This is a genomic window from Acidovorax sp., assembly GCF_034519795.1.
GTDB lineage: Bacteria > Pseudomonadota > Gammaproteobacteria > Burkholderiales > Burkholderiaceae_C > Acidovorax.
The window spans coordinates 1-16,290 of sequence record NZ_JAXHOB010000014.1; the positions used below are offsets into that span (position 1 = coordinate 1).

The 16,290-nt window shown below is 67.4% G+C and carries 15 protein-coding genes and 1 pseudogene; 1 reads left to right on the top strand and 15 read right to left on the bottom strand.

Features of this window, described 5'->3' with window-relative positions; translation table 11 throughout:
- From U5N23_RS16640 to U5N23_RS16665, 6 genes and pseudogenes are all read right to left on the bottom strand, one after another.
- Nucleotides 1–436 (bottom strand): annotated as a pseudogene (locus U5N23_RS16640) (YgjP-like metallopeptidase domain-containing protein); the annotation flags it as partial.
- 12 nt (nt 437–448) lie between these two features.
- Nucleotides 449–1,195, bottom strand: coding sequence for a lysophospholipid acyltransferase family protein (locus tag U5N23_RS16645; RefSeq protein ID WP_322593902.1), 747 nt, complete (start codon nt 1,193–1,195; stop codon nt 449–451).
- A 69-nt stretch (nt 1,196–1,264) separates the two neighbouring features.
- The gene (gene gmhB / locus U5N23_RS16650) at nt 1,265–1,834 is read right to left on the bottom strand and encodes a D-glycero-beta-D-manno-heptose 1,7-bisphosphate 7-phosphatase (protein WP_305745044.1); all 570 of its coding nucleotides are present in this window, start codon (nt 1,832–1,834) and stop codon (nt 1,265–1,267) included.
- Nucleotides 1,835–1,869: 35 nt separating this feature from the next.
- Nucleotides 1,870–4,002 (bottom strand): glycine--tRNA ligase subunit beta, encoded by a 2,133-nt coding sequence (gene glyS, locus U5N23_RS16655; protein WP_322593903.1) that lies wholly within the window; start codon nt 4,000–4,002, stop codon nt 1,870–1,872.
- Nucleotides 4,003–4,025: 23 nt separating this feature from the next.
- Nucleotides 4,026–4,946 (bottom strand): glycine--tRNA ligase subunit alpha, encoded by a 921-nt coding sequence (glyQ, locus tag U5N23_RS16660; RefSeq protein WP_057200239.1) that lies wholly within the window; start codon nt 4,944–4,946, stop codon nt 4,026–4,028.
- A gap of 313 nt (nt 4,947–5,259) precedes the next feature.
- Entirely contained in the window at nt 5,260–6,330 is a 1,071-nt protein-coding gene (locus tag U5N23_RS16665) for a type II asparaginase (protein WP_322593904.1), read from the bottom strand.
- Nucleotides 6,331–6,485: 155 nt separating this feature from the next.
- Here U5N23_RS16665 and U5N23_RS16670 point away from each other — a divergent pair, with 155 nt between their 5' ends.
- Entirely contained in the window at nt 6,486–7,397 is a 912-nt protein-coding gene (locus U5N23_RS16670) for a LysR family transcriptional regulator (protein ID WP_322593905.1), read from the top strand.
- A 51-nt stretch (nt 7,398–7,448) separates the two neighbouring features.
- Here the strand turns inward: U5N23_RS16670 and fabB are convergent, their stop codons facing one another.
- From fabB to U5N23_RS16715, 9 genes are all read right to left on the bottom strand, one after another.
- Nucleotides 7,449–8,663, bottom strand: coding sequence for a beta-ketoacyl-ACP synthase I (gene fabB / locus U5N23_RS16675; protein WP_322593906.1), 1,215 nt, complete (start codon nt 8,661–8,663; stop codon nt 7,449–7,451).
- Complete coding sequence (gene fabA / locus U5N23_RS16680; protein WP_057200013.1) at nt 8,660–9,190, bottom strand: 3-hydroxyacyl-[acyl-carrier-protein] dehydratase FabA; 531 nt, start codon at nt 9,188–9,190, stop codon at nt 8,660–8,662. Before fabA ends, fabB begins: the two co-directional genes overlap by 4 nt.
- A 173-nt stretch (nt 9,191–9,363) precedes the next feature.
- Nucleotides 9,364–10,989, bottom strand: a complete 1,626-nt coding sequence (gene lnt, locus U5N23_RS16685; protein ID WP_322593907.1) for an apolipoprotein N-acyltransferase — start codon at nt 10,987–10,989, stop codon at nt 9,364–9,366.
- Nucleotides 10,989–11,864 (bottom strand): HlyC/CorC family transporter, encoded by an 876-nt coding sequence (locus U5N23_RS16690; RefSeq protein WP_322593908.1) that lies wholly within the window; start codon nt 11,862–11,864, stop codon nt 10,989–10,991. The genes lnt and U5N23_RS16690 overlap by 1 nt, the downstream gene beginning before the upstream one ends.
- Nucleotides 11,865–11,986: 122 nt before the next feature.
- Nucleotides 11,987–12,718, bottom strand: a complete 732-nt coding sequence (locus U5N23_RS16695) for a GNAT family N-acetyltransferase (RefSeq protein ID WP_322593909.1) — start codon at nt 12,716–12,718, stop codon at nt 11,987–11,989.
- Between the two features lie 279 nt (nt 12,719–12,997).
- A complete protein-coding gene (locus tag U5N23_RS16700; RefSeq protein WP_322593910.1) occupies nt 12,998–13,954 on the bottom strand; it encodes a hypothetical protein in 957 nt (318 codons plus the stop codon).
- Nucleotides 13,951–14,784, bottom strand: a complete 834-nt coding sequence (locus U5N23_RS16705) for a hypothetical protein (protein WP_322593911.1) — start codon at nt 14,782–14,784, stop codon at nt 13,951–13,953. Before U5N23_RS16705 ends, U5N23_RS16700 begins: the two co-directional genes overlap by 4 nt.
- Entirely contained in the window at nt 14,781–15,674 is an 894-nt protein-coding gene (locus U5N23_RS16710; RefSeq protein ID WP_322593912.1) for an ABC transporter ATP-binding protein, read from the bottom strand. Before U5N23_RS16710 ends, U5N23_RS16705 begins: the two co-directional genes overlap by 4 nt.
- A 55-nt stretch (nt 15,675–15,729) precedes the next feature.
- Complete coding sequence (locus tag U5N23_RS16715) at nt 15,730–16,212, bottom strand: Lrp/AsnC family transcriptional regulator (protein ID WP_145694738.1); 483 nt, start codon at nt 16,210–16,212, stop codon at nt 15,730–15,732.
- Nucleotides 16,213–16,290 lie beyond the last annotated feature (78 nt).

Here is a 16,290-nt window from a genome sequence, read left to right on the forward strand (position 1 = left end):
CGGCGCCGTCGGCCCAGACGATGCGCCCCCCCTCCATGCGCTGCTGGCGCTCGCGCGCCTCGCCGAGCTTGCGCAGGATCCACTCGGACTTTTCGCGCAGCGCCGCATCGATGGCAGCCAGGGTGACCCAGCTGGGGGCGCGCACGGACAGGCCGTCCGGCCCCACGCTGAATCCAATGGTGCGCCGGCGCGCACGCTGCAGCGCATAGGCCACCACGGCCTCCCCCAGCAGCAGTTCGCGTTTGGCGTCGGGGTGGCGGAACTCGGCGGGAGACAGCAGCGAAGGCAGCGGGAGCGCAGGCGGACCCACAGGCCGGGGCGGCGCCGCAACTGGCACCTTGGCCTGCGGCGGGGGCTCGACCACCTTGGGTGCCGGTGCGCTGGCCGCGGGCGGGGTATCGAAGAAGTCCAGCGCCAGTTGCACGAGCCGCTGCATCATGGCCGGTGCTCAACGGGCTGCAGGGTAGGCCTCGGGGTCAAGGCGGCGCATCTCGGCCTCGATCCAGCCCTCGACCTCGCGCATCAGCTCTTCCGGCTCGCGCCCGAGGCTGGAAATGGGCTTGCCGATGGAGACGTCCACCACGCCGGGGCGCTTGATGAAGGCCTTGCGCGACCAGACCTTGGCCGAGGTCACGGCAATCGGCACCACCGGTGCGCCGGTATCGATGGCCAGGCGGGTGCCGCCGGTCTTGTAGGTGCCCTTCTGGCCGCGCTCGATGCGCGTGCCCTCGGGGAACATGATGATCCAGATGCCCTTGGCCAGCAGGTCCTTGCCCTGCTGCACCACCTTGTTGAAGGCCTGGGCGCGCTGGCTGCGGTCGATGTGGATCATGTCCAGCCGGCCGATGGCCCAGCCGAAGAAGGGCACGTACAGCAGCTCCTTCTTGAACACGTAGGCCAGCGGGTGCGGCATGATCGTGGGCATCAGAAAGGTCTCGTACGTGGACTGGTGCTTGACCAGCAGGATGGCGCCTTCGTTGGCGCCCTGCGGCAGGTTTTCCATGCCCGTCACCCGGGTGCGGATGTCCAGCAGCACGCGTGCGCCGCTGATGCACAGCGACAGCCAGGCGGCCGCGATGCGGTACAGCGGCAGGCCGCGCACGCCGAGCAATGTGCCCAGCATGATGGCCAGCGCATAGGGCATGACGGTGGTCGCCATCCAAATCAGGTGGATGATGGAACGGATCAGGGCCATGGTGAAAAGGTCTTGCGATGGGTGCCGCCGCAGCGAAGGCGTGTGGCAGGCACCAAGGGGCGCTGTGGGTCAGACCGCCATCAAAGGGATGGCGGCCGGCAGCAGCTGCTCGACGAAGGCCGCCAGGCTCGCATGCACCTGCGTGCCGGGGGGATAGCCGGGCGGCAGCGCCTGGCCCGGCACCACGCCGGCGGAACTGCCCGTGCACACCAGGTGCAGTTGCGCACCGAGCGCGGCGCCGGCCTGCAGGTGCGCCAGGCAGCTGCCCACCACCTGCACGTCATTGCGCTCCACGCCGTAGCGGTCGCTGATCTGCTCGAGCAGGCCCGGGCCGGGCTTGCGGCAGGCGCAGTCTTCGTCGGGCGCATGGGGGCAATAGAACACGGCGTCGATGCGCCCGCCCACGGCCGACAGCTGCTTGTGCATCTTGGCGTGGATGGCATTGAGCGCCACCACGTCGAACAGCCCGCGCCCCAGCCCCGGCTGGTTGGTGGCCAGTGCCACATGCCAGCCGGCGTGGTTCAGCCGTGCAATGGCTTCGAGCGCACCGGGAACGGCCGTCCACTCCTCGGGCGAGGTGACGAAATCCTCACCCAGCGGGTTCAGCGTGCCGTCGCGGTCCAGGATGGCGAGTTTCATGGGGGTCCCCTTGTGACAGACGCCAGCCTAGCAGGTCAGGCCGCCAGGCGGGAGAGGTCGGCTACCCGGTTCATCGCATCGTGCAGGCTCTTGAGCAGGCCCTGGCGATTCAGGCGCAGGTCCATCTGCTCGGCATTCACCATCACGTCGTCGAAGAAGGCGTCCACCGGCGCGCGCAGCACGGCCAGGGTCTGCAGCGATGCGGTGTAGTCGCCCGCCTCGAACTGCGCGTTCGCCTCGGGCACGAAGCGCTGCAGCGCCGCATACAAATCCTGCTCGGCCTTTTCCTGCAGCAACTCGGGGTTGACGTGGGCGTCCACCTCGCCGGCCTTCTTGAGGATGTTGGCCACGCGCTTGTTGGCGGCGGCCAGGGCCGGGCTTTCGGGCAGCGCGGCAAAGGCGCGCACGGCCGCCAGCTGCTTTTCGACCAGGGCCAGGCGCTGCGGGCGCAGGGCCAACACGGCGTCGACTTCCTGAGCGCTGTAACCCTGCTCGCGCAGGCTGCCGGCCAGACGGTCGTAGATGAAGTCGGCCAGCGCGGCCGAGGCATCGGTGATCTTGTCGCCGAAGGCCGGCACGGCGCCCGCCAGCAGGGCGTTCAGGTCCAGCGACAGGTCCTTTTCGACCAGCATGCGGATCACACCCAGCGCGTGGCGGCGCAGCGCGAACGGGTCGCGGTCGCCCGTGGGCAGGTTGCCGATGCCGAACATGCCGACCAGGGTTTCGAGCTTGTCGGCCAGGGCCACCACGACGCCAGCGGTGTTGCGCGGCAGCGTGTCGCCGGCAAAGCGCGGCTTGTAGTGGTCTTCGATGGCGTCGGCCACCACCTCGCCCAGGCCGTCGTTGAGCGCGTAGTAGCGGCCCATGGTGCCCTGCAATTCAGGGAACTCGCCGACCATGTCGGTCACCAGGTCGGTCTTGGCCAGCATCGCGGCCTGGTCGGCCTGCGCCACCAGCGTGTCGTCGCCCAGTTGCTCGGCAATGGCTTTGGCGATGGCGCGCACCCGCTCCACGCGCTCGCCCTGGGTTCCGAGCTTGTTGTGGTAGACCACCTTGGACAGGCCTTCGACACGCGAGGCCAGGGTCTTCTTGCGGTCCTGGTCGAAGAAGAACTTGGCATCGGCCAGGCGCGGGCGCACCACGCGCTCGTTGCCGCCGATCACGAAGCTCGCGTCCTCAGGGCTGATGTTGCTCACCACCAGGAACTGGTGCGTGAGCTTGCCAGCCGCGTCCAGAAGCGGGAAATACTTCTGGTTGGCCTTCATCGTGAGGATCAGGCACTCCTGCGGCACGTCGAGGAATTCCTGCTCGAACGCGCAGGTCAGCACATTGGGGCGCTCGACCAGGGCGGTGACTTCGTCGAGCAGCGCGTCATCTTCGATCGGGCGGGCGCCATTGCCGACCTTGGCGGCGGCTGCGGCCAGTTGGCGTGCGATCTCAGCCTTGCGGCCCTCGAACGAGGCGATCACCGCGCCGTCTTCCAGCAAGGTGGCGGCGTAGCTGTCGGCATCCTTGAACACCACGGGCGACACGGCCGCCTCGAAGCGGTGGCCCAGGGTGCTGTTGCCGGCTTTCAGGCCCAGCGCCTTCACGGGCACCACGGCGCTGCCATGCAGCGCCACCAGGCCATGCGCGGGGCGCACGAAGTTCACGCTGGTCCAGCCGGGCAACTCGCAGTCGGACTCGAGCTGGTAGCTCATGACCTTGGGGATGGGCAGCTTGGCAATGGATTCCTGCAGCGCCTTCTGCAAGCCTTCCTCCAGCGTGGCGCCGGGCACCACGCTGTCATAGAACAGCGCCTCGGCCTTGCCATCGGGGGCGCGCTTCAAGGCGGCCACGGCGGCGGCCGGGTCGGACACATCAGCACCCAGCGCCTGCAGCTTCTTGAGCAGCGCGGGCGTGGCGTTGCCGCTGGCATCCAGGCCCACCGTCACGGGCATGAGCTTTTGCTGCACGGCCTTGTCGGCGGCCTTGCCGGCCACGGCCGTCACGTGCGCGGCCAGGCGGCGCGGCGAGGCGAAGGCCGTCACGGTGGAGGCCGGCGTGGCCAGGCCCAGGGCCTTGAGCTGATCGGCCAGCACGCCGGCAAAGGCGTCGCCCAGCTTCTTGAGCACCTTGGGGGGCAGCTCTTCCACAAACAGTTCGACGAGAAGATTTTGCGTTGTCATTTTTCAGGGGCTCCGGCGGTGGCTCAGGCGGCTTTCTTGGGCATTTGTTCCACCCATTCGCGGGGTGCCATGGGAAAGCCCAGGCGCTCGCGGCTCTCGTAGTAGCTTTGCGCCACGGCGCGCGCCAGGTTGCGGATGCGGCCGATGTAGGCCGCTCGCTCGGTCACGCTGATGGCACCGCGCGCATCCAGCAGGTTGAAGCTGTGCGCCGCCTTGAGCACCTGCTCGTAGGCCGGCAGGGCGAGCTGCTGCTCCATGAGGTGCTTGGCCTGCTTTTCATGCGCGTTGAAGGCGGTGAACAAAAAGTCGGCGTCGCTGTGCTCGAAGTTGTAGGTGGACTGCTCCACCTCGTTTTGCTTGTAGACGTCGCCATAGCTCAATTTCGAGCCGTCCGCTCCCTCGGTCCAGGTCAGGTTGTAGACGTTGTCCACGCCCTGCAGGTACATGGCCAGGCGCTCCAGGCCATAGGTGATCTCACCGGTGGCGGGCTTGCAGTCGATGCCGCCCACCTGCTGGAAGTAGGTGAACTGCGTCACTTCCATGCCGTTGAGCCAGACTTCCCAGCCCAGGCCCCAGGCACCCAGGGTGGGGTTTTCCCAGTCGTCTTCGACGAAGCGGATGTCGTTTTTCTTGAGATCGAAACCCAGCGCTTCGAGCGAGCCCAGGTAGAGCTCCAGGATGTTGGCCGGTGCGGGCTTCAGGACCACCTGGAACTGGTAGTAGTGCTGCAGGCGGTTGGGGTTCTCGCCGTAGCGGCCATCCTTGGGGCGGCGGCTGGGCTGCACGTAGGCGGCCTTCCAGGGCTCGGGGCCAATGGCGCGCAGGAAGGTGGCGGTGTGCGAGGTGCCAGCGCCCACTTCCATGTCGTAGGGCTGCAAGAGGGCGCAACCCTGCGCGTCCCAGTAGGACTGCAGCTTCAGAATGATTTGCTGGAATGTCAACATGGCGTCTGTGGCGCTGGCGGACCAGGGCCGGGCAAAGGGGGATGAAAAAGCCGAAGGCGCGCAGCAGAGAGGTCCGGGGGCCTTTGCAGCGAGCGCGCAAAACCCGTGATTTTACGGCGCTGCAGCAAGCCTTCGCTCGCAAGGCTCCAGTAGGCCGCGCCAGAGCGCGAAAACAAGGCACCAAGTACAAAGGCCGAGGCCCTTTTGGAGCCCCGGCCTTTCCAACCAGTTGCGCGGGCAGTCAGCCGGTGCGCACCGGTGGCCGCCCATCAGGACGACCGGTCGGCGCACGCGTGGTGCGCCAAGTCAAAAATCAGTATTCCCAGAAGATGCGCTGCAGCTCTTTGCTGTCGTTTGTTTTTGTCAAGGCGACCATGGCCAGGATGCGGGCCTTCTGTGGGCGCAGGTCGTGGGCCACCACCCAGTCGTACTTGTCGTCGGGCTGCTCGGCATTGCGCAGCACAAAACCATCGGGCACACGGGCCGAGCGCACGATCTGCACGCCCTGGGCGCGCAGCGCCTGCAGCGAGGCCACGGCCTGGGCCGCCACCGAGCCATTGCCGGTGCCGGCGTGGACCAGCGCCTTCACGCCGATCTTGCCGTAGGCCTCTATGCCGGTGCTGTTCATGTTGCCGTAGCCGTAGACGATGTCCACTGCGGGCAGGGCCTGGATCTCGTCGATGTTGAACTCGGACGCCGTGGTGTGGCGCTTGACCGGCGCGCGGAACCAGTAGTTCTTGCCTTCCACCACCATGCCCAGCGGGCCCCACTGGCTCTTGAAGGCCTCGGTCTTGATGTTGATGGTCTTGCTCACGTCACGGCCGCTCTGGATCTCGTCGTTCATGGTGACCAGCACGCCCTTGCCGGCAGCGTCCTTGCTGGCGGCCACGCTCACGGCGTCGTACAGGTTCAGCGCACCGTCGGCGGACAGGGCCGTGCCGGGGCGCATGGAGCCGACCACCACGATGGGCTTGGCGGTGCGCACCACCAGGTTCAGGAAATACGCCGTTTCTTCGAGCGTGTCGGTGCCGTGCGTGACGACGATGCCATCCACGTCCGCCTGCTTGGCCAGGGCCGAGACGCGCTTGCCGAGCTGCAGAAGGTGCGCGTTGGTGAAGCTTTCCGAGGCGATCTGGAACACCTGCTCACCCGTGACGCGGGCCACGCCCGTCAGTTCGGGCAGGCCGGCCAGCAGCTTGTCCACCGGCACCTTGGCCGCCGCATAGGTGGCGCTGTTGGCCGCCGATGCGCCGGCACCGGCAATGGTGCCACCGGTGGCCAGCACCACGACATGGGGGCGGGCGGCCTGGGCCATGGCCACGGCCGAGGCAGCGGAGAGCAGCAGGCCGGCAAGCCAGCGGTGCAGGGGGTGGGAAATGCGCATGACGGAAATCTCCAGACAGTTGTTTTTGAAGAGGCTTGCCAACAGACTTTGCTGCTGCGCCCTCACCCGCTCGTTGGCGGTGCCGGATCGTATGAGAGACTCGCGCACACCAACAGGGAATAATCAGCCAATCCTTGTGAATTTCACTCATACCCATGAACCTGCGCCAACTCGAGGTGTTCCAGGCCGTGCTGCAAACCGGCAACATGAGCGCGGCAGCGCGCCTGCTGTGCATAACCCCCTCGGCCGTGAGCAAGGCCGTGGCGCACACCGAGCTGCAGCTGGGCTACCGCCTGTTCGTGCGCACGCCGGCCGGCCTCACGCCCACGCCCGAGGCCCAGGTGCTGGCAGCCGAGTCCAGCGGCATCCACCGCCAGCTCGATGCATTGCGCCGCACCGCGCGCAACCTGGGTACCAGCGACACGGGGGACGTGCGCCTGGCGGCCATTCCGTCCATCACGCACGAATTCCTGCCCCTGGTATTGCAGGAGCACGCGCTGCGCTACCCGCAGGTCGGCGTGGAGGTGCGCACCATCCACCAGGACCAGATGACGCAGGCGCTGCTCACGCGCAGCGTGGACTTCTGCCTGGGCTTCTACAAGCACCCGCATCCGCAGGTGCGCAGCGACCTGCTGGTCAGCGGCCGCATGTACCTGGCGGTGGCACAGTCGGTGTGGACGCGTGCGCCGCGTGCCGTGACGCCCGCAGCCCGGCTGGCCCAGGTGCCGGTGATCCGGCTCGTGGGCGACGACCCCATGCGCCAGTCCATCGACGAGCTCGCCCAGCGCCTGGGCACGCCCGCCGGCCCGGGGCTGCAGGTGCAGACCTCGCGCCTGGCGCTGGACCTGGTGCGTCGCGGCATGGGCTGGACGGTGGTCGACTTCCTCACTGCCACCCAGCTCGACCCGCAGGCCATGGTGGCCGTGGAACTGCACGAACTGCCGCCCATGTCGCTGTACTGCTACCACGCCCGCGCCCTGCCCCCGGGCCTGCAGGCCACGCGCATGCTGGCCATGCTGCCGGGCTTGTTGCACCAAGCCCTGTCATCCCAGAACCAGAGGGCATGAAAAAACCCGCCCATCCCTTGCAGGATGGCGGGTTGCAGGAAATCGCGCGGATCAGTTATCCCAGCGGCGCAGAACCAGGCTGGCGTTGGTGCCGCCAAAGCCGAAGCTGTTGGACAGCGCCGTGCGGATCGGCGCATCGCGCGTCTCGCGCACCAGGGGCATGCCCTCGGCAGCGGGCTCCAGGTTCTCGATGTTGGCAGAACCGGCGATGAAGCCCTGGCGCAGCATCAACAGGCAGTAGATCGCCTCCTGCACACCGGTGGCACCCAGCGAGTGGCCGGTGAGCGACTTGGTGGACGAGAACGGGGGAATGGCATCGCCGAACACTTCGCGGATCGCGCGCAGCTCGGGCACGTCGCCCACGGGCGTGGAGGTGCCGTGGGTGTTGATGTAGTCGATGGGGCCCTCCACCGTGGCGATGGCTTGGCGCATGCAGGCGATGGCGCCGTCGCCCGAGGGGGCGACCATGTCGGCGCCGTCCGAGGTGGCGCCGAAACCGACGATTTCGCCCAGGATGGTGGCGCCGCGTGCCTGCGCATGCTCCAGGCTTTCGAGCACCACGGCACCGCCGCCGCCCGACAGCACGAAGCCGTCGCGGTGGGCGTCATAGGCGCGCGAGGCTTTTTCGGGCGTGGCGTTGTAGGCGCTGGACATGGCGCCCATGGCGTCGAACAGCAGGCCCATGCCCCAGCTGACTTCCTCGCCGCCGCCGGCGAACATCACGTCCTGCATGCCCCAGGCGATCTGCTGGGCCGCCGCGCCGATGCAGTGCGCCGAGGTGCTGCAGGCCGAGGTGATGGAATAGTTGATGCCCTTGATGCCGAAGTTGGTCGACAGGCAGGCGGACACGGTGGAGCTCATGCAGCGCGTGACCTGGTACGGACCCACACGGCGGATGCCCTTGCTGCGCAGGATGTCGGCGGCCTCGATCTGGTTGGCGGGCGAGCCGCCGCCCGAGCCCATGATGAGCCCGGTGCGCGGGTGCGAGACCTGCTCGGGAGTGAGGCCCGATTCGGCAATGGCGTTGGCCAGCGAAATGTGGGCATAGGCCGCCGCATCGCCCATGAAGCGCAGTTGCTTGCGGTCGATCAGCTCTTCGAGGTTGATCTGCGGCACGCCCGCCACCTGGCTGCGCATGCCCAGCTCGGTGAACTGGGGCATGGCGCGGATGCCCGGGCGGCTCTCGCGCAGCGACTCGGTGACGCTGGCATTGTCATTGCCAATGCACGACACGATGCCCGTGCCCGTGATGACCACGCGTTTCATGCTGCCTCCCCTGGGGCTGCGCCGGCTTCCTCGCGCTTGAACAGGCCGACACGCAGGTCGCTGGCGACGTAGATTTCCTTGCCGTCAGCATACAGGCGCGCATCGCCGATGGCCATGACCAGTTTGCGCTTGATCACGCGCTTGATGTCGATTTCATAGGTGACCAGCTTCACGTCCGGGCCCACTTCGCCGGTGAACTTGACTTCGCCGGCGCCCAGGGCGCGGCCCTTGCCGGGCAGGCGCAGCCAGGTCAGGTAAAAGCCGATCAGCTGCCACATGGCGTCCAGGCCCAGGCAACCGGGCATGACCGGGTCACCCTGGAAGTGGCAGGCAAAGAACCAGAGGTCGGGACGCACGTCCAGCTCGGCGCGAACCTTTCCCAGCCCGTGCTCGCCACCATCGCTGTCGATGTGCGTGATGCGGTCGAACATCAGCATGGGCGGCAGCGGCAGACGCCCGCTGTCAGCGTCGAACAGCCGGCCCTCGCCCGAGGCGATCAGTTGTTCGTAGGAAAAGGAATCTGCCATTTTCAGTCGTGCTCCAGAACAGCGGCCACACCGCTTCAAATCATCGTTGTTTGCAACACAAGCCCCCGCTTGCGGGCTCTATTATCAAGGCACGGCGAGCCTGTGCCGCGCATTGGCCTGCCAAGGCACTGGGGCACCCCTGCCGCCACTGACCTCGGTCAAGCCCGCTCCCCTCAGAAATCACCGGTTTTCGACCGGGCGGCGCGGCCACGCCGTCCCGCCCCGAGGGCGGCCACCAGCACGATGGCGATGGCCAGCATGGCCAGGGGCAGCAGGCCCCAACGCGACACCCACCAGGCGTAGGGCGTGATGAACCAGCCCTGCTGGGCATCCATGCCCCGTCCCTGCACCGATCCGAGCAATACACCGCGGGTATGGCGCTCCAGCTCGTGCGTGACCACTCCGCGGTGGTCGATGATGGCCGTGGCACCGGTGTTGGTGGCGCGCACCATGGGGCGCTCGAACTCCAGAGCGCGCATGCGGCTGATGTGCAGGTGCTGGTCGATGGCCACCGTGTTGCCGAACCAGCCGATGTTGCTGAAATTGACGAACACCGTGGGGGCGCCGGCCGGGTCGGCAAAGCGCACCCCCAGTTCCTCGCCAAACAGATCCTCGTAACAGATGTTGGGGGCGATGCGCTGGCCCGCGAAGACAAACGGTGCCTGGCCCAAGCCACCCCGGTTGAAGTCGCCCAGGGGGATGTTCATCATCTGCGTGAACCACTTGAAGAAGGGCGGGATGAACTCGCCAAACGGCACCAGGTGGTGCTTGTCGTAGCGGTAGGGCGCGGCCAGGCCCGCGCGCGCGCCCAGCACCGAGTTGGTATAGCCCTCGCGCTCGTCCCCCAGGGGAATACCCAGCAGCACGGCCTGCGCGCCGCCGGCGTAGCGCTTTGCAATGCCTTCGAGGTAGCCCGGCAGGAGTTGCTGCGGCAGCAGGGGAATGGCCGTCTCGGGCGCTACGACCAGGGACGCGCTGGCGCCGTCGAGCTGCTCGCGGTACCACTGCAGTGCCAAGGGCACGCCCGAGCCGGGCTGGAATTTCTCGTCCTGCGGGATATTGCCTTGCAGCAGCGCCAGTTGCAGGGGGGCCGGGGCGCGCGCGGCGGGTGTGTGGCACAACTCCACGGCACAGTGGCGGTCGACGGTGGCCAGGCCCAGCAAGGCCAGACCGGCCCCCGCCAGCGCCCAGGCGCGCAGGCTGCGCAGATCGCTGGCGCGCACCTGCGCGAGCAGCATGGCGATCCAGGCCGTGGCAAAGCACAGGCCATAGACACCGACATAGCGCGCCAGCGGCGCCAGCGGGCCATCCACATGGGCATAGCCGCCGGCGCCCCAGGGAAAGCCGGTCCAGAGCCAGCCGCGCGCCAACTCGGCAAGCGTCCAGAGCGCTGCGAACAGCAGCGCGGCGCCCGCACGGTACCGCACGGCCAGCCGGCAGAAGACACCGAGCGCAATCGCGTAGTAGCTGGCCAGAAAGGCCGCCAGCCCGAGGATGGCAGCCACCGTGAGCGGCGCAGCCAGCCCGCCATAGGTGTGCATGGAGATATAGAGCCACCAGAAGGTGCCGCACAGCCAGGCGGTGGCGAAGGCAAAACCCAGCAGCGCGCCACGGCGCCCGGTGGGGGCACCCGCGCGCACCTGACAGGCCAGCACGGCCAGCGATGCAATCTGCAGCCACCATTGGGGCTGCCCATTCCAGGGCAAGGCCAGCGAGACGGCCTGCGCGAGCCCCGCCAACACGGCGACCAGCACGGGCAAGGCAAGTCCGGATCCCTGCGTTCGGCGCGCCAACCCCATCAATCGCCAGCCTGGCTCTCTTCGATCCGCGATACCTTGAACCAGCGCACGGCGCCGCCCTTGGTATGCAGCACCACGAAGTGCAGGCCACCGAGCTGCACCTGCTCGCCACGCTTGGGCACATGGCCCATTTCATGGGCGATGAGTCCGCCGATGGTGTCGAACGCCTCCTCACGGTCGCTGCCCTGCAGCGTGACCTCGAAGGACTCGGCCACGCGCTCGATGGGCGTGTCGCCGCTCACCCGGTAGGTGCGGTCGGCCAGGGCGAAGATGTCGCCCGCATCCTCGGGGATATCGAACTCGTCCTCGATCTCGCCGACGATCTGTTCGAGCACGTCCTCGATGGTCACGAGCCCTGCGACGCGGCCGAACTCGTCGATCACGATGGCCAGGTGGTTGCGGTTGCCGCGGAACTCGCGCAGCAGGTCGTTCAGGCCCTTGCTCTCGGGCACGAACACGGCCGGGCGCAGCAGCGCGCGGATGTTCAGCTCGGGCGCCCGCTGCAGCTTGAGCAGGTCCTTGGCCATCAGGATGCCGATGATGTTCTCGCGCTCGCCGTGGTACACCGGAAAGCGCGAATGTGCCGTGTTGATGACCAGGTACAGAAGATCATCGAACGGCGCGTCGATGTTGACGAGGTCCATGCGGGGCGCGGCCACCATCACGTCGCCCGCCGTCATGTCGGCCATGCGGATCACACGCTCGAGCATGACCCGCGACTCGGCGCCAATGACGTCGTTGTCCTCGGCCTCGGCCAGCGTTTCGATCAGCTCTTCGGTCGAGTCCGGTCCGGGGTGGATGAACTCGGCGACTTTCTGCAGGAAGGTGCGCTTGTCTTCCTTTTCGGGCAATCGCCCGGGGTGCGGGTCAGACACTGTCTTGGAGTGCAGGACGTGCGGTAGTGGAACAGGCCTCTAGGATAGCGGATTGTGGTGACATCGCCTGTCGTCCTGAGGCCAATCGGCAGGTGCAGGACCGCCTGCCCACGCCATCCGGCCTATTCGGCGGACTGGTGGCGTGCATGCTGCACGCCGCTGCGCACTTCCTGCACGTTGGCCAGGAAGTCCCAGAACTGCTTGGCCTGGCGCTTGAGCTGGTAATCCACCTCGGCGAACTGCTGCTCGACCAGCTCGGCCATGCGGGTATCGAGGCTGGCCGGCGCGATCTGCAGGTAGGCTTCGGACTCCGAGCCATCGCGGCGCACCTGTGCGCCCGCGTTGCGGGCGATTTTGAGCATGGCGGTGTTTTCCGACAGGGCATGGATGAACACCATGTTCACCCCTTCGTTGCGCGCATGCATCACGGCGCGCTCGAACAGGCGCGCGCCGAAGCCCCGGCCGCGGGCCTGCTTGAGCACGGAGACACCGAACTCGGCGCAGTGCTTGTATTCGGGGTGCTCGGAAAAGGCCAGGTGCGCCATGGCGATGAGTTCCAGGCGGCGGTTGTAGATGCCGAAGATCTCGTCGCGGTTGAAGTCGAGCTGGTCCGCATAGCGGCGGATCTGCTCGTCGTTGGCCGCGTAGCCAAAGCGCAGGTAGCGGTCGGCGGGTTCCAGGCGCAGCAGGTGGGCCGTGATGCGCTCGCGGTAGGAGGGTCCGAGCGAACGGATGGGGACCATCAACGGTGCAGACATGGTGTCCTCGCTCTCATGCGGGCGCCCCGTGACCGGGCGCAGCATGCCCCGGCCTGCGTCCCAGGATGCCTTGAGCCAGTCTTTGGTAGCGATCATGCCTACAAATATAAGGGTTTTCCCTAGGAATTTCCAGTGGTTTTTGCTGCATCGCAACAAAATAGGGAGGCACGTCGAATTCCTACGAAAAGTGGGGTTACGCTATAAGCCGCATGCAACGGGAGCTCTGTATTTCATAGCAAAACGACCGGCACGCCGGTGATTCACCAGCCCTGTGCGCCATCCGCCTGACGGTGCCACGTTAAGCCTGCGGCGCACAGGATGCAAGAGCAACACCCCTGGCCCCACAGGGACTGCCCGCTGTGGGCAGCTCACCGTTCAAGGCATTTGGCGGACGGGTATGTCCTCGGCTTGCGGTGTGTAGGCCGACGACACGGGCACGGGCCTGGGTGCCGCGGCCGGCACGCCGCAGGCGCCAGGCAGGCCCGGGGCAGCATCCCTGGCGCTGCCGCGCGCCTTCTCCAGCACGCTCGCACGGTCGACCGACAGTGCGACGGAGTCCCCCAGTTGCAGAACCGCGCTTTGCAGGCCCTGGGTCTCCGACAGATCCAGTTTCCCGGCGAGGGCGTCCACCCGCAGCGAACGCATGCCGGCCGCATGCACCTCCATCGACGCCGTGCCCCGGCGGGTGCGTTCCGCGCACTGCGCCGGGTCCTCGGCCACTGCGGGCACCACCCAGGTGCCGCAGGGCCGGCACTGCGTGGACCACAGGTCCAGGTGTGTGACGCTGCCGCGCACGGCGATGGACTGCCCGGCCACTTCCAGCCGCTCCACGGGGGCTTGCGCTTCGATACGGGCGCGTGCGAGTGCCAGGTGCCTGAACTGGGTGGGCAGAACAATCTGTTCCATCCACACTGCGGGTTTCCCATGCCGTCTGGGCTGCGCCCCGGCAGGCGCCGGCACGCCAGTCCAGTGCAGCACCAGCGTATCGGCTTCGCGGGTGGCGGTGAGCCCCGGGAATTTTCCGGGCAGCGTGTCCGGACCATCGCCATCCCCATGGCGCGACTGCACGGTGATCCGCACATCGGGCACATCGTCCAGCACCACGCGCACCGACAGCCGCGAGGCATGGTCGCCCGCCTCCTCCAGCCGCAGACCGGTCACGCCCACCAGCGCCCGGGCCTCGATGGTGTAGGCGACGGCGGTGGGCTCCGGCCTCTTGAAGCGATCCATGCCGCTCGTGGACAGCAGCGTCCAGAACAGCAGCAGGGTTGCCAGAAAGAGCCAGCGCCCGCGCCGGGGCGGGGCACGCCGTGGGGCCACGGGGGTGCTCACAGCAGCTCCTTTTCTTTCAGGTGCACATAGGCCTGCAGCCACAGCAGCGCGGGCAGGCCGATCCACAACAGCGCGTTGATGGCATGGACACCCGCATCCCGGGGCACGGCCCCGCGCGAGGACCACCAGGCAAGCAGCACCTCAGCCCGAACTCCCGCCACGGAGCACACCAGCGCCGTGAGCACGAACAGCGCAAAGCCCAACGCCAGGGTCTTGAGCAAAGAGGCGCGCGCATAGTAGAGCGAGCCCGCCACGGCAAAGGCCTGCAGGGCCCAGAAAGCGACCAGAAAGCCTGCCTGCTGGGGCACCGGCATGGCCTGCCGAACGGCCATCTTCGCCAGCGGCACGAAGAGCGCATAGTCCTCGGGCTTGAAGGTCTGCGGCTCCAGGGCCGAGCGCACTGCGATGACCACCTGCTGCACGGGCCAGGAAATCGCCAGGAACAGCAGGCTGTAGGCCAGCGGGTAGGCCATGGCCACCACCACGGCGCACAGCAGCCATTTCTCGAACACCGACGCGGGCCGCATCATGGCCAGCAAGGCCGACTCGCGCTGCGCCATGGCCCCGAAATAGCGCCCGGCGAACACAAAGCCCGTGAGGAACAAGCCACCCAAGTACAGCGAGACCTGGACCGGGGTCTGGAAGGCAGAAAAGCCCGACACCCCCAGCAGGAACAGCAGCAGCGCGATGTAGAGCATGCCGCACACCAGCAGGTGCGCCAGGTACTGGGGCCGCTGCTCGGCCCACTGGGCCCGCGCAAGGCGCCGCCAGCGCGCCCACGAAAAAGTGGGCGATTCCGGGCCGCGCACCGGGATGAATTCCCTGTTCATGCCGGCTCCACGGACAAGCCCGCCTGCTGCGCTGGCACCAGCGCCGCCAGCATGCCATCGCGATTGAGGCTGAGCGCCTTGTAGAGCAGCTCCAGCTGCACCGCCCCGCCAGCCAGCGGGGCCTGCGCGTCGGATCGGGAATGCCGCGCCACATAGGCGATCTGCTGACCAATGCGCTCCTGGTAGAGCACATCCTGCGTGGCAGGCAAATCCTGATCGCTGCTCGCCACGCCGGTGCGCAACACCTCGGCCAGATCGGCCATGCGCGCCGACAGGGCCAGTTGGCCCTGGTCGATGAACCAGATGTGGCTCAGGATGCTTTCAAGGTCATGGGCCTGGTGGGTGCTGATGAGCACGGCGCGCTCGGCATGCTCGGGGCGCTGCATCAGGCGGCGGAACTGGCCGCGGCCCACGATGTCCAGGCCGTTGGTGGGCTCGTCCATCAGCAGCAGTGGCGTGCCCGTGGCCAGCGCGAAGGCGATCGCGGCCTTTTTCTTCTGCCCCAGGCTCATGGCCTCGAAACGGCTGGCGGTGGGCACCTCGAGTTCGGCCAGGTAGTCACCGAACAGGGCCTTGGAAAAGCGCGGGTAGAACAGGCCCTGCGTGTCCGCCAGTTGGCCCGTGGTCAGGTTGGGCAGGTGGAATTCCTCGGGCACGATGTAGACACTGGCCAGGAAGTCCGCCGCCCGCTGGCGCGGCACCTGGCCCATGACCTGCACCTGCCCGCCCCAGGGCGTGAGCAGCCCGCACAGGAGCTTGAGCAAGGTGGACTTGCCACTGCCGTTGCGCCCGAAGAGGCCGTAGATGCCGGGCTGGCGCACCTGGGCCGAAAAGCCCTGGAAGAGCGCGTTGCGGCCGTAGCCGAAGTGCAGGTCGTCGATGGCGATCATGGGGTGCAGTCCGGCCTTTCATGCGCACAGGCGCAGGGCCACGGCGCGCGCATTGTCACACGGGCACTGCGGTGGTCGCCTTCACGCGGTCCAGCACGAAGCTGGTCTTGCAGTCCTGCACGCTGGGGTGCTTGAGCAGCGTGTCCATGATGAAGCGGCTGTAGTGCGCCATGTCGGCCACCACCACGCGCAGCAGGTAGTCCATCTCGCCCGTAAGCGAGGCGCACTCGACCACCTCGGGCCAGGTCTGCACGCTCGCGCGGAACACATCCATGGGGTTGCGCTTGTGGCTTTCGGTGTGCTTTTCGAGGCGCACGTTGAGGTAGGCCGTGAGCCCCAGGCCCACGGCCTCGGGCGGCACCAGGGCCACGTAGCGCGCGATCACGCCCGCGTCCTCAAGCCGCTTCACACGGCGCAGCACGGCGCTGGGCGAGAGCCCCACCTGCTCGCCGATCACGTCGTAGGTCTCGCGGCCGTTTTCCTGCAACCGGCGCAGGATGGCCCGATCCAGCTTGTCAAGTGCGTTGAAAGCAGTCATTGCGCAGGATTTTACGAAATGAACGGGACGCCACGATGGCCCTTCACCAAACTCGGGTATGTCCCGATAGTGACACGC